Source organism: Asticcacaulis sp. AC466 (genome assembly GCF_000495815.1).
Lineage (GTDB): Bacteria > Pseudomonadota > Alphaproteobacteria > Caulobacterales > Caulobacteraceae > Asticcacaulis.
In genome coordinates this window covers 1-22519 of the sequence record NZ_AWGE01000014.1, presented here as the reverse complement: position 1 = coordinate 22519, position 22519 = coordinate 1, and the positions used below count along the sequence as shown (strand labels likewise).

The following is a 22519-nucleotide window of genomic DNA, read 5'->3' as shown; positions in this document are numbered from 1 at the left end:
CCTAGTGATCGTGGCTCGCGCCGGACTTCTCGATGTCCGCGCGGATGAGGAAGGCGCCCTTGGTGACATAGACCTCACCGGCTACGAGGCCGTCGAGGACTTCGGTCCATTCCGGCGTCTGACGGCCAAGTTTGAGCATCCGCACCTCGTAGGTGTTGCCGACCTTGGCGAACACCACCTGAAAGTCTCGGAAGCGCTGGATCGCTTCGGTCCGAACCGCTAAGGGAACGCTTTGCGATCCGACGACGAAGCTGCCCTCGACGCCCAGTCCTGAACGGAAATTGGCCGAGGCCCCAGGCGGCAGGTGAACATGGGCCATCAGGGTCTGTGTGGTGGGATCAGCATTGGGGAGAAGTGATTCCACCTTCGCCAATAGCTTGGTGTCCCCGCTTAGCGTCCGCACTTCAACGTCCTGGCCGACCTTGATCTTCTCGGCGTCGCGCGGAAAAACAAAAAACTCGGCATGCAATGAATTAGGATCGGCAATCACGTACAGCGGGCTGTCATAGGCCACGCCGCCGACATTGGCGTTCTTTTCCATGATGACGCCGGAGATCGGCGCCGGGATAGAATAGGTTTGCAGGCTTTCGCTCGATTCGACCCGCGCCAGAACCTGCCCCTTGCGTACCGCCTGCCCCAGTTCGCCGTTCATCGACATAATGCGACCCGGATACCAGGCACGCACTTCACTCTTGCCTTCTGGGGTAATCTCAACCCTGCCCGACATGTCGATGCGTTCAGCAAGAACGGCCGGACCTGCCGCTTCCGCCACCACGCCCCCGCTGACCGCCGCGTCCGGTGCGATCGTCGTGCGGCCTTCGTAGGATTGGTAGGACCAGGTGGAGACCTTGCCGTTATGCGTCGCCTTGATGGCGACATCGAAAGAATGCGGTTCACGCACCACCCCCTGCCCGCTCAGGAAATCGCCTTCGGGTGCGAAGCTGAAGCTATCGACCTTGCCGCCCAGCCGCGTCAGGGTGGTGTTGACCGTTACCGACTTTGGATCGAGCGGCTTGGACTTGAGGTAAGGATAAAAGCGGAATTCAGGTTCGACGCCATCTTCAAAAATAGTGACTTCAAGCGAAAAGTCGCCGTCTTCCAGCAAGCGGCCGCCATGCGGTCCCTTGGCCGTCTCTTCCGCGCCCTCCTCATGGCCCGCTTCGGTATGACCATGTTCATCTTTGACAGCCTTCTTATCGGAACAGGCGACAAGGCCGGTCATCGCCAATACCGCCGCGCCGGCCAGCCAGAAACGTCGGTTGCTCGGATTCATTTTATGTAACATTAGTTCGCTTCCTGCACGGGAATGAGGGGAACCCACTGGCCAGCCAGTTGCTCACGGCGGGCGCGTTCCAGATGAAAGGTTTTGAGCACAGACAGACGGCGCTCTTTGATGGAGATGAGCGCGTCTTGCGCGCCAATGACATCACGATAGGTAAAGCCACCGCGCGCGAAGCCTTCACGTACCTGAGAGACGGCGCGCTGGGATTTTGGGATAACCTCGGCGTCGAGCCGTTTCACCTCCTCGGCATAGCTGACAAGCCTCGGCGTGATCGCAGCAATGTCCCGCATGCGAACACGGTCACTCGCCTCGATATCTGTGGCAGCCGCCAGGGCGTCGGCACGAGAGCGCTCAATAGCCCCTTTATTGGTGTCATAGCGGCCAATTGGCAGAGATCCGCCTATCACAAAGGCCACAGCGCCATCCGCCTTGAAATGACGAACCCCAGCGGACAAGGTTGGGTCCTGTACACCTCTCGCCGTTTCCAGTTTGATTTGTGCCGTTGCTATACGCTGGCGTGCCCGAAGGCGTTCAATATCCGGCGTTTCCATGATCGTTGGCAGCGCCGTTGATGCCGTGAGGTCCTCAAGCCAGGCCGGGTCAAGATCAAACGCCGTCGTGCCGCCCCAATAGGCGGCGAGCCTTTCTTTAAAGGATGCCGCGATCTGCCTCGATTGATCCAGGGTGATCTGCGCGCGTGCGACATCTGCATCTGCAAGGGAACCTGCAAAAAGCGGGTCGCGGGCGGCTTTGACCCGTCTTGTAATTTCGCCTTGGGTATCGGTTGCCAGTTTGAGACGTTCTTCGGCGATACGGACCTCAGCCTCGGCGGCGACGGCTTCAATCCAAACCCCCTCGACCTCGCCCATAAGGTTCAATGACCGGATCCGCCCCTCGGCAACGACCAGATCGCGCTCTATTGACGCCACCTCTATCCGGGCCTGCCGTTTAGCGCCACTTTCCAGAACTTGCTGATAACTCAGTGTGGTTTCGGCGCGGTCAATACCGCTGTAAGGACCTGAGCCAACGGCATTCTCAACCTCAAGCGCCAGACTGGGATTAGGTTTGACACCGGCCTGAAGAAGGCTGCCCTTCACGGCCGCCAATCTTTGAGCCGTACCTTCTCGGTTTAGGTCTGCCTCCGCGGCGCGGGTCATGGCCACGGAAAGCGGCAGGGTTTCTGCCTGAACGGCGAAGGCGGATATCGCCCACGCCAGTGAAAGGCCAGCAAAGCGCATGGCCATCGTCTTTGCGCAACTATGGCGCAATTTTGGGGAAATCATTGAAGTCTCTCGCTATGTTTCTGAGCACGCCAAAGCTTGGCGCGGTTGCACTTAAATGCGGCTCAGAACACGCGGAGGCTGGTCGATGGTTGCAGGATTACGCCCGCTCAGCCTGTCGGCTTCACCGGGCCTGAGAACAAGTGAGAAGAAGGCAGATAGGCGATCCGGTTCACGCATGTCGGCGAGGGTTCCGGCGCTGCTCTCACTCATATGATGATGGTGCTCCTGACCTGGTGCGTCAGAGTCGGAGGAATTCACAGGTGGATCTCTATGTCCCTGGCAACCGACGATCAATCCATCGCAGTGCACGCCCCAACCACCGTCGGCAAATCGGGTATCACCGTGCGTCTGATGATCGATGATCGCAAGGTCGGCTTGAACTGCCGCGTAGGCGGAATTAAGCGTCGCCACCATAAACAGGATGGCGGTGAAGGCCCAAAGGCGCGACAGCAGGAATTTGCCTACTAATTTCATCAGAGCCCTGAGCGGGAGCGACGCAAACGATCACGTAACGATACTGTCTCGTACAATGCTTTAGAAAAAATGACCAGCCCCTTGCGAGAATGACGCCTTTCGTCACGAAAACTACGCCGCGCGCATTTAGAACTTGCGCAAGTGCGACCAGTTTACGAACGTCGCATAGACTTGTTTACAGCTGTTTTCGTAGCCAATCTTCCACGTCAGCAGAAGGCCTCTTCACCTTGCCAGATTGACGCGTAGCCAAAATTGGCATTAGGAATTGGCATTAGGTCTATGCTCCGTCAGGCTTGACATGCTCCGGCCTTGAAAGGGAAATCTGACGTGAAATCTGTTACCCTTTCCTGGCCGTTCTGGGCCGTATTATCGGCGATATTTGCCGCCCTTACAGCCGTTTTCGCCAAGGTGGGAGTCGCGGCCGTCAATTCGAACATGGCCACCTTTATTCGCACCATCGTCATCGTCATCGCCGCAGGTTTGATGGTTGTGGTGACGCAGAGCTGGCAAGCCCCGACCAGTATTTCCAGCCGGAGCTGGCAGTTTCTTATCCTCTCCGGCCTGGCGACAGGCGCGTCATGGTTCTGTTATTTCCACGCACTCAAGCTGGGGGACGCCGCCCGTGTCGCCCCGGTCGACAAGTTGAGCGTCGTCTTCGTCGCCGTATTCGCCGTATTGTTTCTGGGGGAAAAACTGTCACCGCCCAATTGGCTGGGGGTCGGACTGATCGCTATAGGCGCTATCCTCGTCGCCTGGCGAAGCTGATCCTAATTGCCAAAGTAAAAGGGAATATTTAGGCCAGAAGACTTAAATTTCAGTTTGCCTTCATATTGGGAGTCTAAGACATAGACGTAACAACATGAAAGCCTGGCCCATGAAATTCGCCCTTGCCGCTGCTTCCATACTCGCTATTTTATCGACCTCCCCTGCCCTTGCCGGCGACAGCGGCTTGAAAATCATTGAGACTTACAAGATCGGCGGCACAGGTGGCTGGGACTATACCAATTTCGATACGGTCACGAAACGCCTGTACGTCACCCACGGCACAAGCATTGCCGCGATAGATACCGTGACCGGTGCGATCACGCCGCACCTCGCGGATGCCAATGGCGCGCATATCGCCCTGCCGCTTGATGGCGGCAAGACCCTGTTACTGACCCAGGGCAAGCTAAATCAAGCGACATTCGTCGATGCCCTGACAGGGGCCCGTCTGGGCGATATCCCGACCGGAAGCAAGCCCGATGGCGCCATCAGCGATCCGGCGACCGGCGCGATTTTCGTCCTCGACAATGCCGGCAACGCAATCGACGTGATAGACCCGGCGACCCGCCGCCCGACGGGGAAAATACCTCTTGCCGGCGCGCCGGAAAGCGGCGGCGCCGATGGCAATGGCCTTCTTTACACCCATCTTGAGGACAAGAACGCCATCGTCATCATCGACACCAAGACCTTGACGGTGAAGGCGACCTACCCGCTGGAAGATTGCGATGAACCGTCCGGCCTGGCGCTTATCTCGGGTCAAAACCTGCTTCTGTCCGCCTGCAATAATGGCTTTGCCCGCGTCACCAATGCCAATACCGGTGCCGAGGTGGCGCGCCTGCCCATTGGTCTGCATGCCGACGGCGCCCTCTATGATGCCCGAACGAAGCGAGGCTATATCCCATCCGGCGCTGGCGCCCTCACCGTCATCAGTTTTGATGGCGCGCCAAGAGTGATCGATGTGGTGACAACCCGGCCGGGCGCGCGCACGGCGGCGCTCGACCCCGATACGGGCCGCATCTATCTGCCCTTCGCCGATTATGGCCCACCGGAAGCGCCGGGCAAAAAACCCTCCATCGTGCCCGACACCTTTGCCGTACTCGTGGTGGGGCCATAAGCGTGGTGTCCATACGCTTACAGCCTGCCTGCGGGCGCGCCCTGCTTGTCGTGGCGCTGGTCGCCAGCCTTAGCGCCTGCGCCCGCTACGCGCCCGATCCGCTTGCTAAAGTCCCACCTGTGACCTCGCAGGCGTATCTCGCCGACGGCACAGCACGTCCCTATCTTTCCCCTGTCACCATCGATCTATCGCTACCGCTGGATGGCAACGCCATCGCCACGCTGGCGGTCATCGCCAATCCCGATCTGAAGGCCCTGCGCGCCCGTGCCGATGTGGCCGATGCGCAAGCCTTTGCCGCCGGTCTGATGCCCGATCCCAGTTTCAGCCTCGGCAGCGACAGCGTCCTGTCCGGGCCGGATACGCTGGCGAATCTGACGGCCGCCCTTGGTCTTGATCTCAATGCCCTTCGCACACGCGGCGTCGTGAAAGCACAAGCCCAGGCCGCTAGCCGGCAGGTGCATCTTGATCTCGCCTGGGCCGAATGGCAAACTGCCGGTCAAGCCCGCCTGCAGGCGGTTCGCATTGCCTTGCTAGAGCGGCAACTGGCCATAAACGCTGTCAGCCAGTCCGCTCAGGACAGCCTTCTGGAGCGAACTTCACGCGCTGCAGGCCGGGGCGATCTCGCCGGCGATCAGTTGCAAACCGCGCGCAGTGGCGCGGCGGCCGCCACGGAGGCATACACGACAAGCCAGCGGAGCCTGGCGGCCGCGCGGTTTGAACTGACCCGCATGTTGGGCCTTCCGCCCGAAACCACCCTGACCCTGGCCCCGGCGGTCCTGCCGGATACTCCGCCGCCCTATACGACACTGGTAGATTTTGCCATCACCCAGCGAAGCGATCTGGCGGCCCTGCGTGACGGCTATGCCGCACAGGAAAACGCGCTGCACAAGGCGGTTCTGGATCAGTTTCCGGCGCTGAATCTCACCCTCAACGCCAATCGGGACTCCGCGAATAATGTACTGGTAGGTCCGGCGGTCGATTTCACCCTGCCCCTGTGGAACCGCAACCGCGGCGGCATCGCTGTGGAAAGCGCCACCCGCGCCGCGCTGAAAGCCGAATACGACGCCCGCCTGTTCCAGACCCGCACCGATATCACCGCCGCCGTGACGGAGATCATGCGGCTGCGCGCGCAACGCGAACGGCTACTAGCAGACCTGCCGGCCGTACAGGGCTTCAGTGACAAGACGGCCAAAGCCGCAGAGCGCGGAGACCTGTCCCCCGCCACCGCCGAGGCTGCCGCCCAGGCGCTGCGCGACAAACAAAGCCAGGTCTATCAGGCCGAGCAGGATATTTCCGAACTCACCATCAGCCTGGAATTGCTGACAGGACTGCCACAAGGACGCTGGCCGAAATGACTTTGAGACATACAAAACACGGAACATCTCGTTTCGCATGGACAACACCGCTGATGGCCACCCTGATCCTGCTTGACGGCTGTTCTGGCAAACCGGTGGAAGAGACCGGTTCCGATCCAGTTGCGCTCGTCTCTCTGGGGCAGGCGGAAACCGGTGGCGTCGACCAGACCGTCTCCGTCTACGGCGTTACGGACACGGGTGCCGGCGGCGCCGCCGTTCTGGTGGCCCCTCTTGAGGCCGTGGTCGGCGCAATCGATGCGCCCGTAGGCACCGCCGTGGAGGCCGGCCAGATGGTGGTGCATCTGACGCCCAGCCAGACAAGCCAGGCAGACGCGGTCAGGATCAGGGCGGATTCAGCGACAGCGGAGGCGGCCTATGCGCGTGCCAAACGGTTGCGTGCCGACAATCTGGTCAGCGACGCCGAGGTCGAAACGGCTGCCGCCGCGGCCAGGTCTTCAGCGGCCGCACTCGCCGCCGCGACACAGCGCAGCGGCAATCTTGTTTTGCGCGCGCCAGAGGCGGGCTATGTCGTGGCGGTGACGCAAAGCCCCGGCACTCTGGTGGCCGCCGGTACGCCGCTCGCCAATCTTGCCTCCACGCGAAATCTGCGGGCGCGTTTCGGTTTGGATCCGACCCTGGCGCAAAAGGTTCAAGCCGGCGCGCGTATCCATATCACCCCGCCCGATGGCCCGGCGTTCGACGCTTTTGTTATATCGGCGAGCCCGGTCGTTGATCCCGCCACGCGGCTGGCGCCGGTCATCGCTGCCATTCCTGCAGGCACGCACCTAGGCATCGGCCAGCCGTTGCAGGGCGACCTGGCGGTAACGGCCAGCGCCGCCGCGCTGACAATCCCCTATAACGCCCTGCTGGACGATGGCGGCCAACCCTATGTCTTTGTCGTAAAAGACGGCATCGCACATCGCGCCGATGTCATGACGGGGGCGCAGAGCGGCGATCGCATCGCCATCACCCAAGGCCTTAAGGCCGGCGACCGTGTCGTCACGGCGGGCGGCACCGCGCTGGATGACGGTATGAAGGTGCGGTTGAAGTGATGGTTGAGGACAAAAAGACACATCTGCAACGTCTGGCGCCGGCCATATGGCTGGCGGTGATCCTTCTGAGCATCGGTGGCCTCATCGCCGCCTTCAATCTGCCGGTCAGCCTGTTTCCGCACATCAACTACCCGCGCGTCGTTGTGGCGATCGACGCCGGCGACCGCGACGCCGATCAGATGGCGGCGGAAATCACCCGGCCGGTCGAGATCGCCCTGCGCGCCGTCCCCAACGTAACGCGCATTCGCTCGACGACGAGCCGTGGTTCGGCCGAGGTGGCCCTGAGCTTCGGATGGGGCGAGGACATGGTATCCGCCAAGCTGGCCACGCAAAGCGCCCTCGCCACCCTGATCACGGATCTGCCTGCCGGCACGCGCTTCACCGTCAACCGCTCCGACCCGACGGTTTTTCCCGTGCTCGGCATCGCCCTGACCTCAAAAACGCTGAACCCGGCCGCCCTGCGCCAACTGGCCGAACTCAAGGTCCGCCCGGCATTGACGGGTGTGCCTCAAGTCGCCGGCGTTGACATCCTCGGCGGCGCGCCACGCGAAATCGAGGTCGATATCGATCCGGCCAGACTGCAAGGTCTAGGCCTCAGTGTTTCCGACATTACAACGGCGCTCGGCAAGGCCAATCAGGTTGCCGGCCTAGGTAGGATCGAAGACCGCCACAGGCTTTACCTCGTGCTGGCTGAAAACCGTTTGGCGTCCATCGCCGATCTCGCGGCCACGCCCGTCAAGACGGCGGCGGACGCTGCCGGGGTCGTAACCCTGGGACAGGTGGCGGACATCCACCCCTCTACCGAGCCCAACTATACGCGCATCACTTCCAACGGCACCGAGGCGGTTCTTGTCAATATCCATCAGTCGCCAAGTGGCGATACCGTCAAGATCGTCAAGGCCATCACAGCGCGCCTGAAAGAAACCGGGCTGCCGCCCAGTGTGACGGTGACACCGTTCTATGACCAGTCGGAGCTGGTGATCGGCGCCGCCGATTCGGTGCGCGACGCCATCCTTCTAGGCGCACTTCTGGCAGGCCTGGTGCTGTTCCTGTTCCTGCGCTCCGTGCGGCTTATGCTGATAACCGGCCTCATGCTGCCTGCGGTTCTGGCCGCCACCTGCCTGGTCCTGTTTTCCCTGGGCATGAGCTTTAACATGATGACCCTGGGCGGCATGGCGGCGGCGGTCGGTCTGGTCGTTGATGATGCCGTGGTCATGCTTGAGCACATGATGCGGCGGATGCAGGAAGGGCAAAGCAAGAGCCGCAAGAGCCTTCTGGTTGCCGCCGCCGAGATGGGCGGACCACTCTTCGGCTCGACCGCCGCCACCATCATCGTCTTCTTGCCGCTGGCGTTCATCGGCGGCGTCACCGGGGGCTTCTTCAAGGCCCTGGCGGTCACCATGGTCGCGGCCCTATTTGTTTCACTGCTCTATGCCCGCTTTTTCATCCCTTTGCTGGCGGCACACTGGCTGCGTGACAAGGATGCGGCGGCCGCTGAACGCGCCAATGGTTTTATGGGCGGGCTGATCGGGCTCTATCACAAGGCCGGCTCTGCTGTCTTTGGCAACGCCCATCTGTTCGCGGGCGGCATCGCCGTCATATTTATCATTGCCGGCGGCCTGGCCTGGACACATCTGGCTTCAGGCTTCATGCCCAAAATGGATGAAGGCGGCTTTATCCTCGATTACAAGGCCCAGTCCGGCGCCGCTCTAAGCGATACCGACCGGCTGTTGCGTCAGGTTGAAACCATCATCACCCACACGCCTGAAGTCGCCAGCTATTCACGGCGCACGGGCGCCCAGCTCGGTGGCGGCCTGACAGAGGCCGATGAAGGCGACTATTTTATTCGTCTTAAATCAGGCTCGCGGCGCAATATCGAAGACGTCATGGCGGACATCCGTCAACAGATCGCCGCCAAGGTGCCAGGCCTTGAGATCGAAACCGCCCAGCTAATGGAGGACCTAATCGGCGACCTGACCGCCGTGCCCCAGCCTATAGAGGTCAAGCTGTTTGGCTATGATCCCGCCGAACTCGGTAACAGCGCCACAAGAGTCGGCAATGCCATCGGCAAGATCCCCGGTGTGGTCGAGGTGGTCGATGGCCAGCGTGTGGCCGGCGACACCATCCGCATACAGGTTGATCCCGGCCTCGCCGCGCAGCAGGGCCTGGACGCCGGAGCGGTGTCATCACAACTGGAAACCCTGATCGGCGGGTCTATCGCCACGCAGATGCGTTTAGCCGAACAGCTTATCGCCGTGCGCGTGCGCGGCCCGCAGGACTTGCGGCAACGTGCCGATATGTTGGCAAGCCTGCCGCTGACGGCGTCCGATGGCCACGCCTTACGGGTCAACCAGATCGCCACCGTATCGGTTGTCGCCGGCCAAAAGCAGTTGACCCGCGAAGACCTCGCGCCCTTTGTCGCGGTCACCGCGCGCCTGGAAGGCCGTGACCTCGGCTCAGCAATGAAGGCGGTGCGCGCCACAGTGGCAGCCCTGCACCTTCCCGCGTCTGTGCGCGTCGATTATGGCGGCATGTACGCTCAACAGCAAAAAAGTTTTACCGACCTGGCCATGGTGTTCAGCGCCGCGCTCTTGCTGGCCGCCCTGTTGCTGACGGTCTTGTTCCATCGTGTCGCCTGGACGATCGCCACCCTGGGCACCGTGCTGCTGTCCGTCGCGGCCGTTATGTGTGGCTTGTGGCTGACCGGCATTGAACTCGACATCTCAGCCCTGATGGGGCTGACCATGGTGGTGGGCATGGTCACCGAACTGGCCATCTTCTATCTGGCTGAAATCGAGACGGATGGTCCCATTACCGTACAGGCCCTGCGCGACGCCGGGGAAAAGCGCCTGCGGCCAATCCTGATGTCGGCCCTGATCGCCATATTGACCCTTTCGCCGCTGGCCCTGGGTCTCAGCCGCGGCGCTGGCCTGCAACAGCCTCTGGCCACGGCCATCATCTTCGGACTGTTCGCCGCCGTGCCCCTTCTCCTGCTGTTTCTCCCGGCCATGATACTCGTCTTGTCTTCCAAGCCATCCCTTAGCCCGGAGGCCACCCCCTCCGCCGCAATTGGCCCGAAATGACCTTGCTTTAGCCTGCATCCTTTCAGCGTGGCTTCAGTTTGCAGGCGCACTCTCCTTATTGCAGGGATTTTCCTGCACAGGAGATGGATATGAAAACCGTAATTACGCTTGCCGCCACGGCTTTAGTCTTACTGGGTGGACAGGCCATGGCAGCCGACAGCCATGCAGCCTATCAGGGCGAGAAACTGGCCAAACACGCCAAGGTCACAATCGACGATGCCAAGCAGATCGCTCTGAAAGCGCGCCCGGGCACGGTGACCGATCAGGAATTGGAAAAGGAAAAAGGCGGCAGTGGCTTGCGATATTCCTTTGATATCAAGGCTGATGGCAAGACCTATGAGGTCGGTGTCGACGCGAAGTCCGGCGCCATCCTTGAGAATGCCCCTGAGGGCAAAAATCCCGATTGAGCCTGAACCAAGCGCGTTCAAATTTCCGCCTCGACGCGGGGTCGTTAGACGTAACGACCTTGTTCAGGCGGAAAAACGCAAGCATACACCCAGACCGACGCCGTCGTTTGGTGTGAAAAGCCTGACGTCGACACCGGTCTGGGTCGCCGCGATGCGGACTATAGCCAGCCCCAGGCCGCTGCCCTGCACGCGCGTCCCCTTCACACGGTAAAAGCGGGCGAACACCTTCTCGCGCTCGTCTTCCGGTATGCCCGGCCCCCTGTCCCGAAGCACAATCCTGCCTTGCGAGATATCGATGTCTATGTCGCTGTTTTCGGGGGCGTACTTTATCGCGTTGTCGATCAGGTTGCGCAAAATGACGCCCACCAGGGCCGGGTTCGCGCTGGCGTTTCCATTTGGGTCGCCGCCGATATTAAAGCCAATGCTCCTCAGGAGCGCCTCGCTATACAAATCCCTAACGGCATCCGAGACGGCCTGCTGCAGACTGATTTGCATAACCGGCGGCGCATTTTGCCGCAAACGCGCCAGGGTGAGAAGCTGGTCCATTAGGCGGGCGGCCCGATCGACCCCTTTGGTCAGCTCTACCAAGGCCGCACTACGCTCCTTGGCACTACGCGCCCCAGTCACCACCTCGGTCTGCGTTCTGATCGCCGCCAATGGCGTGCGCAGTTCGTGAGCCGCATTGTCAGTGAACAAACGCTCCTGTTCCAAAGATATGGAAACGGTTTTCAAAAGTCCATTGATTGAGGTGGACAGGACTTGCAACTCCGTCGGCGCGTTCTCGGTGTCGATGGGTGTCAGATTGTCCGCCGAACGTTCACGTACCGATGCGGCGAACATCCGCAAGTCCTTCAGGCCCCAGATAATACCGCGCCAAATGGCAAGGCCAAGCAAGGGTAGCGCCAGGCTTAGCGGCAGGATCAGCCCCCAGAATACGCGCTCAATCAGTTCGCCCCGCGCTCTGACATTTTCACCGGCTTCAATAATCTCCTGTGTCTCGGGCATGTAGACTGTAAAAAAGCGCCATTGTCCCTGTGCGTCCGTGAGGTCGCTATAGCCGGCGGGCAGAGGTGCGCCAAGCGCGCTGACATCGCCAGAGGCCAGTACCAACTTGCCTTGCCGCCACACGCGAAACCGGCGCCACCGCGAATATTCGGTCAGGCCGCCGCGGGCGGCGGGATTGAGGGCGAGGCCCGACGTACCAGAAACAACACTCGGCGCGGTGCGAATATCATCCTTATAATAGCGCAGAAAATTGGCGGCAGTTGCCAGTTGGGCATCGTAGACTTCGTTGATCTCAAACCGCGCGCTCATATTGGCGGACACGCCAATGAAGATCATGATCGCAACGGTGGGCAACAACACCCCCGCGAGAAGCCGCGTAGAAAGGGAGCGACGCCACCCCGGTGCGCTCAGGTGTGATGACTGTGAAGGGGCCATGAAAGTCAATCCGGAACCACATAGCCTACGCCACGTACATTGGTTATCAGGTCCTTGCCGAGTTTCTTGCGGATCGTGTAGATCGCGGCCTCAATGGTATTGCTTTCGACCTCGCCCTCCCAGCTATAGACCTGCTCCTCTATTTCGCTCTTGCTCATGATGCGTCCAATGCGTGTGATCAACAAGGCCAATATCTGGTATTCCCGCGCGGTCAGCTTTACCCAATTGCCGGCCCGCTTGACCGTATGCGCGGTCATATCCAGCTCAATGTCCTTATGGACGATAATCGATTGCGCCAATCCCTGCGCACGCCGGACCACAGCGCGGATACGCGCCAGCAATTCGATGAGCTTGAAAGGCTTGACCAGATAATCATCGGCCCCCAGATCTAGACCTTCGATACGCTGTTCCAGGGCATCCCGCGCCGTCATGATGACGATCGGTATTTTGGACGTTTGGCGCACCTTATTCAAAACGTCGATCCCTGACATGCGTGGCAAATTCAAGTCCAGCGCCACGACATCGAACGAACTGCTCCGCAAGGCTTCGAGCGCCGTTTCGCCGTCCGTCATCCATTCTGGCGTATGACCCGCCTGCTCCAGGCCCGCTTTCAACGCCCGCCCCAGAAGGTCGTCGTCTTCAACCAGCAAAATGCGCATATTCAAATCACATCCAAATACTCTCGAATGTATCGATAGCACGGAAAACTGAAGCGAAACTGAAGGAGATCATGACGGAAATGGTACACATCCAATAGGGATTGTCCGGCGCGCCAGATGTCATCGTTGTGTCATTGAAGTGCAGCCCAAGCGTCACAGTCTGGTGACATCTGCCCCAGCACGACAGATCGCCAAACGGTGCGGTTTGCGCTTTTCAGATCGTGGGGCTTTCCATATGTCATCAACTTATCGCCGCTCGGGCCGGACGGTCCTTCTGGCTTCCTCCGCCGTTTTATTATCACTCGTTGCCGGCGCCGCCCTGGCGCAGGATACACCCCCACAGGCCGACCAGCCCGACGTCAGCGACAAGGCGATCACGACCATAATCGTCAAGGCTGAGCGCTCTAAAGCCGCCGCCACCGCGCCGACCAAGGCCAGCGTTGACGCCACCCAGCCGCAATCCATCATTTCTCGTCCCTATATCGACCTTGTCGTGCCGGAAACCGGTGATTTCACCAACGTCGCCCAGATCGCGCCCAGCGTTTCGGGTACGCAAGGCAATGGCGCCGGTTACGGGGACGCCAAGCTGGTGCTGCGCGGCTTCCAGGACGGCGAATACAATGTGACCTATGACGGTATCGCCTATGGCGACACCAACGATCCGTCGCACCACTCCAACACCTTTTTCCCGGCCTCGACCATCGGCGCGCTCGTCGTCGATCGCGGTCCCGGCATGGCAGGCGATCTGGGCCAGGCCAATTTCGGCGGCGCCATCCATATGTATTCCAATAAGGTGACGGATGACGCCAGCTTCATCCAGAAGCTGTCCTATGGCTCGTTCAATTCGTATCAGGCGGTGTCGATCTTCCAGACCGGTGAGATTGCCAACACCGGCGGCCTGAAAGCCCTCATCAACCTGCAAACCCGCAAGACCGATGGCGCGCTCAGCCATTTCGGCCTGAAAAGCGACAATTGGGAATTCAAGATCGAAAAGCCGTTCGGTGACAAGTGGAAGCTGACCGTCCTGGCCACACATAACCAGAACTTCAGCTACCAGCCGGACAATGACGGCGCGACCCTGGCTCAGGTGGCGCAGTACGGCAAGGACTTCTATATGTCCAATGATCCGTCGAGCCCGACCTATTACAAGTACAACCGAATCCTGAAGAACACCGCCTTCGCCTACGCCAAACTGGAAGGCGACCTCGGCGGTGGCTGGACCCTGGATGACACAGTTTACACCTACTTCTATTCCAACAAGACCCTGTCGGCTCTGGATGTAACCGGTCAAACCGCCCCGGGAACCTATGGCTATGCCGCCGGCGTCAATCCCTTGACCTCGCCGGCCAAGCCGACCCTAGCCAATGGCAACCCAACCGCGCTCAGCGGCTACGACAAGTTCAACTATTACGACGTCAACGGCAACATTCTGCGCGTCAACAAGCAGTTCAGCTTCGGTACGCTTAAGATGGGCGCTTTGGCCGAAACCTCGGATACCCTCCGCCACCGCTTTGACTACCAGATCAATCCGAACGATCCTTATGACACCAGCATCAAGGATTACCGCGAAAAGAACTGCGTCACCGCGGAAACCGTTGGCACGACCAATGTCAAATGTAATCCGGACGACCGATCGGTGCAGTATGACGAGCGGTCTTGGTGGACGCAGTACCAGCTTTTCGCCGACTTCATCTGGACGCCGACCGACAATCTGACCATCACGCCGGGCCTGAAGAACATTCAGTTCACGCGCAACCTGGCCGGCAAGATCAAGGCCAAGCCGACCCTGTCCTATATCTCGACGCCACAGGCCGAAACCTTCCGCAAGACCCTTCCCTTCCTGACGGTGAACTACAAACTGCAAAAGAACTGGTCGCTCTATGGCCAGTATGCCCAGGGCTTCCTGGTGCCGCCGCTGAAGGATCTCTATGTCAACGACATCAGCCAGAACACGGTCGAGCCGGAACAGACCACCAATTATCAGTTCGGCTCGGTTTACAACGGCAGCCATGTCTCACTCGACGCCGATATCTATCAGATCGACTTCAAGAACAAGTTCGCCTGCAACAACGTCTATTGCTACAATCAGGGCGCGGTCACCTATAAGGGCATCGAAGGCCAGGCGGCCTACGCGTTTGATATGGGCCTGACCGTCTTCGCCAATGCTTCGCTGAACTCGGCCAAATCGAACGACACGCACCTGACCATCGGCCAGGCGCCGAAATCAACCCTTGGTTTTGGCGGCATTTATCGCAATGGTCCGGTCAAAGCTGCTCTGACCTTCAAGCAGGTCGGGGAGCAATGGGCGGCTGACGGCCAACCGGCCGACTACAAGATCAAGGCCTATGACAATGTCGACCTGTCCCTGTCCTACGACTTCGGCCAGCGTTACACCGCCAAGATCCAGGTCGATAACCTGCTCGACAGCCGCAACATCACCAAGATCAGCGTCAATGGCGCGCCGTATGACCAATACTACTTCCAGGCGCCAACCAATGCCATGCTGACCCTTTCTGCGAAGTTCTAACCCTTTAGCTCCATCCCCTTCGGCGGAACGGTCAGACAAACCGTTCCGCCTTTTTCATTTGCGAGGACGCCATGAAGCCGCTGAAAATCCTGTTGAGCCTGGCCATTGTGACCGCCTTCGCCCCTTCGGTTCGCGCGGCGGACATTCCCTATGTCGTACTGGGCGAGGGCCAAACCGCCGAGGCACGACTGATCACCCAGGCGGATCATTGTCCCCACATCGTTATCGACGGCCACACACACCGGATGCAGGCGCGCGCCCTGCCCGAAACCGAGCCACAGCGTCCCACCCAGTCCAAACCTGACCTGTCCAAACCCTCAGTGTTCAATGTGTTGACCTGCGAGGCGCCCTTGCCCGCCGGCACGCGCACGGCGTCGATCGGCCAGCAGCGTCTGCCGGTACGAAAACGCCGTCTCGACCGGCTCGTGGTCATCGGGGACACCGGCTGCCGCCTCAAGGCCGCCGATAATGTCTGGCAGGCCTGCAATGACCCGAAAGCCTACCCGTTTGCGCAGGTGGCCAGCGAAGTCGCCAAATGGCATCCCGACGCCGTCATCCATGTTGGAGACTATAATTACCGCGAAAACCCCTGCCCTGATGATCAAAAAGGCTGCGCCGGATCGCCCTGGGGGTACGGCTGGGATACATGGGACGCCGATTTCTTCGCGCCTGGCGCGCCGATGCTGAAGGCTGCGCCGCTCATTCTGGCGCGCGGTAATCACGAAAGCTGTTCGCGTGCCGGGCAAGGCTGGTGGCGCTTCCTCGATCCACGGCCGATGGAACTGCACCGCGACTGCAACGACCCGGCCCATGATGTCACCGGTGATTACAGCTCCCCCTATGCCGTCGATTTCGGCGGCGGCGCACAGATTGTGGTGATGGATCTGTCCCATGCCGGCGGCGAGGCGATACCTCAGGATGATCCGCGTTTCGCGCAATATACCGACACCTATGATCAGGTCGATGCTTTGTCAAAGCATGCCCGATTCACTTTCACAGTCGATCATTATCCGTTTTTGGCCGTCGCGGCGGATGAAAGCACCCATGCCATCGTGGCGGGGAACAAGGCGCTGGCCTCCACCTTCGGTGCGCGTAATCCGTATATCATGCCGAAGGGCGTCAATGTAATCCTGTCCGGCCATGTCCATCTGTGGGAACAGGTCAGCTTTAAGACCAATTTCCCATCGCAGTTCGTGGCCGGTTTCTCCGGCACACAGGAAGACCGCGTGCCCCTGCCAGCCGTGGTGCCTGAGGGTCTCGAGCCGTTTCCGGGCGCGGTCATCCAGCATTTCAGCTCTTGGGTCGACGGCTTTGGCTTCATGACACTGGAGCGTATGGGCGATGGCAAATGGCGGGCCGAGGTTCACGATGGAAACGGTAAGGTCGTGAATGTCTGCCACATCAACGGCCGAACCTCTGTCTGCCAAAAGGCGGTCGTACGATAAATCGGGCCTTGCATGACCCTTCCCAACTAAATATAGGTTACCCCCCTATATTAAAGAGGACGCGTCATGTCTCACACAAGTAAGGACCGAGCAAAGCTCATCGGTCGTATTCGCCGCATCAAGGGGCAACTGGATGGGGTAGAGCGCAAGCTGGAAGACGGCGCGGACTGCGGTGACATCCTGCATCTGATCGCTTCGGTCCGGGGGGCGATCAACGGACTGACGATTGAGGTCATTGATGACCATGTTCGCCATCACGTCATCGACCCGGATCACGCGCCGGATTCGGTTTACGCCAGAGGCGCGGATGATTTACTCGACGTGCTGCGCACCTACCTGAAATAGAAAGTTTTTCCATGCCCGATATCGCCGCGCTCATACAACAAGGCGCCGTAAACCTCTGGATATTCGTTCCCACCGCGATCCTGCTGGGCGCGCTTCACGGGCTGGAACCCGGCCATTCCAAAACGATGATGGCGGCCTTTATTGTCGCCGTCAGGGGTACGGTAAAGCAGGCGGCCCTGCTCGGCCTGGCGGCGACGATTTCCCATACCGCGGTCGTGTGGATCATCGCCATGGTCGGCATGTATTTTCTGGGCGGCAAGTTCGACGCGGAAACCACGGAGCCCTATTTCCAACTGGCGTCCGGCGGGCTGATTATCGCCATCGCCGCCTGGATGTTTTTCCAGACGTGGAAACATCAGCCGGAATACAAACGCGGCCACGACCATACGCACGGCCATTCCCATGACGAAACCCGCGTTATTGATACCGGCCACGGTCTTGTAAAGCTGGAAATTTTTGAAGCCGGTCAACCGCCCCGGTTTCGGCTCTCGGCGGAGAGCAAAAACGCCTTATTGCATTACAGGGCGGGCGATATGCATGTGCGCACCACTCGGCCGGACGGAACCGATCAGAATTTCGAATTTGCTCAGCGCGGCGGATTTTTTGAAACGCTTGATGATATCCCCGAACCGCATCAATTTGTCGTCCGCTTAAGCCTCTCGCACGGCAACCACAGTCACGACTATGACGTGGAGTTCACCGAAGATGGCCATCACCATGCCTCTCCCGAACTGGCAGGCCTTGAGGCCGGGTCGCTCGAATATCAGGATGCCCATGAACTGGCCCATGCCGACGATATTCGCCGGCGTTTTGCCGGTCAGCAAAAGGTGACGACGGGCCAGATCATTGTTTTTGGTCTGACCGGCGGATTGATCCCCTGCCCGGCCTCCATCACCATTCTTCTGTTATGCCTGCAACTGAAACAGGTGCCGCTGGGCGCGCTGCTCGTGCTGTGTTTCAGCATCGGCCTGGCCCTGACCCTGGTTCTGTCCGGCGTGATCGCCGCGATCAGTGTTAAACAGGTCAGCAAACGCTGGTCGGGCTTTGGGAAACTTGCCCGCAACGCGCCTTACCTCTCCAGCAGTCTCATCATCTTAGTCGGCCTATATGTGTGCTGGCATGGACTGCAAAGTCTCCTTTGACCGGCGCGGGGGCGCTTGTTGAGGCGCCCCCTTCCATCCTTACTGACCTCCCGTTTCTATTGTGGTCTTCGGTCCCACAAGAGTCCATTGGAGGCTAGGGGTATCCAATGGATTGCGTTGTGGAATGCCAACCTGACTTTGGCTGAACCCTCCTTGCGCGTCATGAAACCCTTCACATGCCGCGATTGGCGGTGGAGGCCTCTCGGCTTACGCAGACCAGCACGGAACGGGAACGGGATCGCCCCCCAGCCGCTGTTGGGCCATCGACAGTAACTGCACCTCGAAGATTTATCCTATCGAGGCGATGACGCCAGCCAGCATGACGTGGATAAGAGCGGGAACAGCCATTATCGCTCTCGCCTTCATTGGGGAGCACACACGCGGGCAATGCCTTCTATGTGAACCGCGTTCGTCACTGGTTTGCTGGGTTACCGAGCCAGTCCTGCTTTGTCTATGCGCTTCGGAGAATCCTAAAAACATTACGCAAGAGTTCGTGAGATTGCGGTCTAAACCACTAATCCTGTGCTCCAACACAGGGGGGGGGGGGGCCGTCCAGGCGTGGCATCGTCCTGGCCAGTAAGCAAACGTCCGAATGTCGTCATCTAGACACCAGCCAGTTGCCGGGGCCTTGGGAAAAAAACGGACAGACGGACCGGGTTTCAGGGTTTGCGTGAAGTCCGGCTGAACCCCTTATCGCTCTGCAAATAGGCCTCAAGCATAAAGGGGATCAGGTCGCCGACCGTTTCCTGGACGCCGTACTGGATCCGATACAGATCGGCATACTCTTTGAGGGCCTGGCTCAGGTCGGCGCCGACCGTGATCGTAAGTTTGATCGGCGTGCGATCGGGGAGTCTGGGCAATTTTATATCGGTCATGGCCTTTCTCCTTCCTGGCTTACGGAAACGACCAGGTCTTTTTGCACGATGACCCGAACCGGCCATCCGGGTCGCACGGTCAGGGTAGGCTGAACGTCGAGTTGACGGCTGACGATCTTCTGGCCGGCTTCGTTGGCGGTCTGCTGAACGGACTGGCGCAAAGCCTTGACCAGGTCATCATCGCTATCGTTTCCGAGTTCGCCGGTGAGCCCCAGCAGCGTGGACAGTCCTATGCCCTTGAGCAGGGAGGCCGTATGGAACGATACCCGGTCGTAAAGTCCGGCGTAGCCCGCCCTATCCGAGGCCGGCATGTTGTCGATCTGCAGCGATCGTCCGTCCGGCCAGATCAGGCGCTGCCAGACGATGAGCGCGCGCGACTGACCGAACGAAACGGTGTTGTCGTATTTGCCTATCAGCCGCGTCCCTTGCGGAATGAGGGTCACCCGTCCGGTCACATCATGCACATCACTCGTGACCTGCGCGAGAACGGTGCCTGGGAGATCAGAGTTCAGGCCCGTGATCAACGCGGCGGAAATCACCGTGCCGGCCATCACGATGTTTGGGCTCGCCGGCACTTGAATGCCGTAGGGATTGACACCTGCGCTTCGGTTCGCCGTTTCGAGAAAGGCTGTCTTTGAGGCCGATGGCGACGATGGTTGGGACAAGTTCGCCAAGGCCATCAATGATTGATTGTCACTTATGGGAAGGTTTGGATTCGCCGTGATGGGCCGCTCGGCGGGTGCGGTCGAGCCTGTCTGAAAAAACAGGCCACTTGTGCGGTCTGTGGCCGGCGACGATGGCGTAACGCGGGCTGGGACGCCCGGCTCTGCCAGCGTCACGTCGCCATGAAGCCGCCTGTGTTCAAGGATCGGCTTGCCCAAATCGCCCGGTAACGGCTCGCCCAGTTGCGGCACGTCGGCGTAGGTTTTCGGCAGACCAGCAACCTGATCGGGAAGGCCCGCTTTGTGCTTTTCCGGGTCTTTGTCGTCAACAGACGGGGCCACCGGCTGGATCAGGGAGGGCGCCAATCCCACCCAGGTCAAGCCGACAAGGACGACGCAGCCGACGCCCGCCAGCCCAATGAGCAGGTTGCGTTTGATGCGGATGACGTGGCGCGGTTTGGCGCGCAAGACCAGGGTTTCGGGATCGACCTTGTCCACTTTTTCCGGCTCAGTCATGACGCTTACCGCCCTTCCGATCGGCGGTGATCCGCACAATCGCCTGTGGTTTTTCTCCGAGGCGCAGTTCGGCAACCTCGAACAGGCCCTCGACAATGTAGTAGTTCCGGCTCAGGCGATAATTGACGAGTTGCGCCTGACCGCCTTTTCCCACAACGAACAAAGGCGGCGCCTCGGTGGTCGACAGATCTTTGGGGAATTCAATATAGACACGGGCGCCGTCATCGAAAGCGCGCACGGGCCGCCACGCGGTCGTGGCGCCGGTGATCGCATAGCCAAAGTGTACCTTCTCCAGCGCAATCGCGTCGGCGGTTGGCGCCGCCGCCTCGACCTGCTTCTCCGCCGCCTGAAGGGCAAGGAGTTCATCCTTCGGGTAGCGCCAGGACAAGGCCGCCATCGCAGTGGCCGGTGTACTTTCCATCTGGAGATGGTAGGTGCGGCGGTCAGTGGCGATGATCAGGTTGGTCTTTAACCCAGTCAACTGCGGCTTGACCAGCACATGCACGCGGGCATCTGCACCCGCGCCGCTTTTGGTATTGCCGATGATCCACCGGGCGGTATCGCCGCTAGAAATCGCAATCAACCCCTCGCCGGCCTGGAGGGTGATGTCGGACACCCGGTCCGGCGCCGTGTAGAGACGATAGAGGGCCCCTTCCATATAGGGGTAGATCTGGATCGCGCTGATAAATCCGTCGGCACGCGGTTCCTGAACCGCCGCCTTGTTGGCGGCGGCTATGCGGTCAAGCGGCTTTGCGCCTGGTCCTACAGACGTTGCCGACAACGTTACTGGCATTGACATAATGAGGCCGGCCGGCACGGCCGGCGTATCGAGCGATCGCACGGTCACAGTGGGTGCAACGCTCATCAACCGCTTGGCGGCAACGAAGTCCGGGGGGACCAAGGGTGTGCCGGCAACCGCACAGGCGGCCAAACTGGACATAGACAGCACAAGTGGCAGACAGATCAGACGCATATCAGGGCTCCTCAGGATCAGGGTTGAACAATGGGGGAAGAAAGGTAGGGCGATGGACTGGCGGGCGCGACCTCGCCGCCGTAGTCTTTCGACCAGGCGAGCGTCGTGACATAGAGACCCAGCGGGTTTTTGCGCAGGACGTCGGCGGTTCTGGGAGTCTTCTGGCGAACGCCTAACAGGGCCGTCCACCGCGTGGTCGAGACGAGACTACCGGACGCGAACACCTGCTCGACCCATTTGACCTGGAACGTGTTCGCCGATGCGCGCACGGCGCTGGCGATGCTCACCGTGACCGACCGCTTGCCGACATCCGTAAACGGATCATTCAAGCGGGCCTGTTCGTTGAGGAAGCGCGCCGCGTCGTCGGTGGCGAAGACATAGGCTTCCAGCCAGTTCTGCCGCACCAGAATCGGATCGGTGGGCAGTGACCGCACATCGGTAACGAAGCGCGACAGGAACCAGGTGATCTGGGCATCGCTGGGCTTGATCGTCTCCGACGCAGGCGCCACGGCGCGCACGCCCTCCCCCGGTCCGACCTCGACCACATAAGGGGTGACGCGGCTCTGGCTGCCCTGATAGATGAGACCAAAAGAGAGAATCGCACTCACCGCCACCGCACTGAAGGCCAGCCCCCGCCAATTGGCGGCCTGGGCGGCCGCGCTGCCAATGCGTCGATCCCATACCTCACCCGCCCTCTGGTAGGGTGTGAAAGGCTCCGGCGTATCGCCATATTTCTGGATAATGCGTTTGAACATGAGGTCTCCTTCGGGGTTAAGCCGTGACACAGGCAGTATGGAAAACGGTAAAAATCAGGACTTGTCGGTGATGTCCGGCGCAGGGCCGCTGCCGCCCTGGTCACCCGACGTGATGGCGGATTGGATCATATGGATGTGGCCCTGCCGTCGATGCTGTTCGTGCTGGCGCCTGGCCCAGGCCGGTGGCGTATCTTCGCCGCTACTCCCAGAAGGCCCTTTCGGCGCATTCGGCGGCGAACCTCCGCCTCCGCCACCCCCGCCGTTCGGCGCGCCGCCGCTTCCACTTGCTCCACCACTGCCCGACCCGCCGGACATGCCGGCGGCGGCCTTGATGGCACCGAAGGCCTGTGCGCCGCCGCCGGCCAAGG

At 60.2% G+C, this 22519-nt stretch carries 19 protein-coding genes and 1 pseudogene; 10 read left to right on the top strand and 10 right to left on the bottom strand.

Annotated elements, in window-relative coordinates; translation table 11 throughout:
* Window position 1: 1 nt before the first annotated feature.
* The 3 genes from AEAC466_RS36570 to AEAC466_RS44780 form a co-directional block, all read right to left on the bottom strand.
* On the bottom strand, window positions 2-1285 hold the full coding sequence (locus tag AEAC466_RS36570) for an efflux RND transporter periplasmic adaptor subunit (protein ID WP_023458858.1): 1284 nt from the start codon (window positions 1283-1285) through the stop codon (window positions 2-4).
* The gene (locus AEAC466_RS36565; protein WP_023458857.1) at window positions 1285-2520 is read right to left on the bottom strand and encodes a TolC family protein; all 1236 of its coding nucleotides are present in this window, start codon (window positions 2518-2520) and stop codon (window positions 1285-1287) included. The genes AEAC466_RS36570 and AEAC466_RS36565 overlap by 1 nt, the downstream gene beginning before the upstream one ends.
* A 96-nt stretch (window positions 2521-2616) precedes the next feature.
* On the bottom strand, window positions 2617-3039 hold the full coding sequence (locus AEAC466_RS44780) for a hypothetical protein (protein WP_162148958.1): 423 nt from the start codon (window positions 3037-3039) through the stop codon (window positions 2617-2619).
* 327 nt (window positions 3040-3366) lie between these two features.
* Here AEAC466_RS44780 and AEAC466_RS36555 point away from each other — a divergent pair, with 327 nt between their 5' ends.
* From AEAC466_RS36555 to AEAC466_RS36530, 6 genes are all read left to right on the top strand, one after another.
* Entirely contained in the window at window positions 3367-3804 is a 438-nt protein-coding gene (locus AEAC466_RS36555) for an EamA family transporter (RefSeq protein WP_023458855.1), read from the top strand.
* Between the two features lie 94 nt (window positions 3805-3898).
* Window positions 3899-4915 carry a YncE family protein gene (locus AEAC466_RS36550; protein WP_023458854.1) on the top strand — a complete coding sequence of 339 codons (1017 nt, stop codon included), beginning with the start codon at window positions 3899-3901 and terminating at the stop codon, window positions 4913-4915.
* A gap of 5 nt (window positions 4916-4920) precedes the next feature.
* On the top strand, window positions 4921-6270 hold the full coding sequence (locus AEAC466_RS36545; RefSeq protein ID WP_200863969.1) for a TolC family protein: 1350 nt from the start codon (window positions 4921-4923) through the stop codon (window positions 6268-6270).
* Between the two features lie 53 nt (window positions 6271-6323).
* On the top strand, window positions 6324-7322 hold the full coding sequence (locus tag AEAC466_RS36540) for an efflux RND transporter periplasmic adaptor subunit (RefSeq protein ID WP_023458852.1): 999 nt from the start codon (window positions 6324-6326) through the stop codon (window positions 7320-7322).
* Complete coding sequence (locus AEAC466_RS36535) at window positions 7322-10405, top strand: efflux RND transporter permease subunit (RefSeq protein ID WP_023458851.1); 3084 nt, start codon at window positions 7322-7324, stop codon at window positions 10403-10405. Before AEAC466_RS36540 ends, AEAC466_RS36535 begins: the two co-directional genes overlap by 1 nt.
* Window positions 10406-10494: 89 nt before the next feature.
* Window positions 10495-10812 carry a PepSY domain-containing protein gene (locus tag AEAC466_RS36530; RefSeq protein ID WP_031239044.1) on the top strand — a complete coding sequence of 106 codons (318 nt, stop codon included), beginning with the start codon at window positions 10495-10497 and terminating at the stop codon, window positions 10810-10812.
* A 63-nt stretch (window positions 10813-10875) separates the two neighbouring features.
* On the opposite strand, the gene AEAC466_RS36525 is transcribed toward AEAC466_RS36530, so the two are convergent.
* Window positions 10876-12171: an ATP-binding protein gene (locus AEAC466_RS36525; protein WP_162148957.1), complete on the bottom strand. Its 1296-nt coding sequence runs from the start codon at window positions 12169-12171 to the stop codon at window positions 10876-10878.
* Between the two features lie 86 nt (window positions 12172-12257).
* Entirely contained in the window at window positions 12258-12911 is a 654-nt protein-coding gene (locus AEAC466_RS36520) for a response regulator transcription factor (protein WP_023458848.1), read from the bottom strand.
* Between the two features lie 235 nt (window positions 12912-13146).
* Between AEAC466_RS36520 and AEAC466_RS36515 the strand changes: the two genes are divergently transcribed.
* The 4 genes from AEAC466_RS36515 (at window position 13147) to AEAC466_RS36500 (ending at window position 18370) form a co-directional block, all read left to right on the top strand.
* Complete coding sequence (locus AEAC466_RS36515; protein ID WP_023458847.1) at window positions 13147-15438, top strand: TonB-dependent receptor; 2292 nt, start codon at window positions 13147-13149, stop codon at window positions 15436-15438.
* Window positions 15439-15509: 71 nt separating this feature from the next.
* Window positions 15510-16883, top strand: coding sequence for a metallophosphoesterase (locus tag AEAC466_RS36510; protein ID WP_023458846.1), 1374 nt, complete (start codon window positions 15510-15512; stop codon window positions 16881-16883).
* Between the two features lie 66 nt (window positions 16884-16949).
* A complete protein-coding gene (locus tag AEAC466_RS36505) occupies window positions 16950-17228 on the top strand; it encodes a metal/formaldehyde-sensitive transcriptional repressor (RefSeq protein ID WP_023458845.1) in 279 nt (92 codons plus the stop codon).
* 11 nt (window positions 17229-17239) lie between these two features.
* The gene (locus tag AEAC466_RS36500; RefSeq protein ID WP_023458844.1) at window positions 17240-18370 is read left to right on the top strand and encodes a nickel/cobalt efflux transporter; all 1131 of its coding nucleotides are present in this window, start codon (window positions 17240-17242) and stop codon (window positions 18368-18370) included.
* 659 nt (window positions 18371-19029) lie between these two features.
* Here the strand turns inward: AEAC466_RS36500 and AEAC466_RS36495 are convergent.
* The 5 genes and pseudogenes from AEAC466_RS36495 to AEAC466_RS44775 form a co-directional block, all read right to left on the bottom strand.
* The gene (locus AEAC466_RS36495) at window positions 19030-19245 is read right to left on the bottom strand and encodes a DUF2274 domain-containing protein (RefSeq protein WP_023458843.1); all 216 of its coding nucleotides are present in this window, start codon (window positions 19243-19245) and stop codon (window positions 19030-19032) included.
* Window positions 19242-20423 carry a TrbI/VirB10 family protein gene (locus tag AEAC466_RS36490; RefSeq protein WP_023458842.1) on the bottom strand — a complete coding sequence of 394 codons (1182 nt, stop codon included), beginning with the start codon at window positions 20421-20423 and terminating at the stop codon, window positions 19242-19244. The genes AEAC466_RS36495 and AEAC466_RS36490 overlap by 4 nt, the downstream gene beginning before the upstream one ends.
* Entirely contained in the window at window positions 20416-21396 is a 981-nt protein-coding gene (gene trbG, locus AEAC466_RS36485; protein ID WP_023458841.1) for a P-type conjugative transfer protein TrbG, read from the bottom strand. Before trbG ends, AEAC466_RS36490 begins: the two co-directional genes overlap by 8 nt.
* 17 nt (window positions 21397-21413) lie before the next feature.
* Window positions 21414-22151 carry a conjugal transfer protein TrbF gene (trbF, locus tag AEAC466_RS36480; protein ID WP_023458840.1) on the bottom strand — a complete coding sequence of 246 codons (738 nt, stop codon included), beginning with the start codon at window positions 22149-22151 and terminating at the stop codon, window positions 21414-21416.
* A gap of 54 nt (window positions 22152-22205) precedes the next feature.
* A pseudogene (locus AEAC466_RS44775) lies at window positions 22206-22519 on the bottom strand (hypothetical protein); the annotation flags it as partial.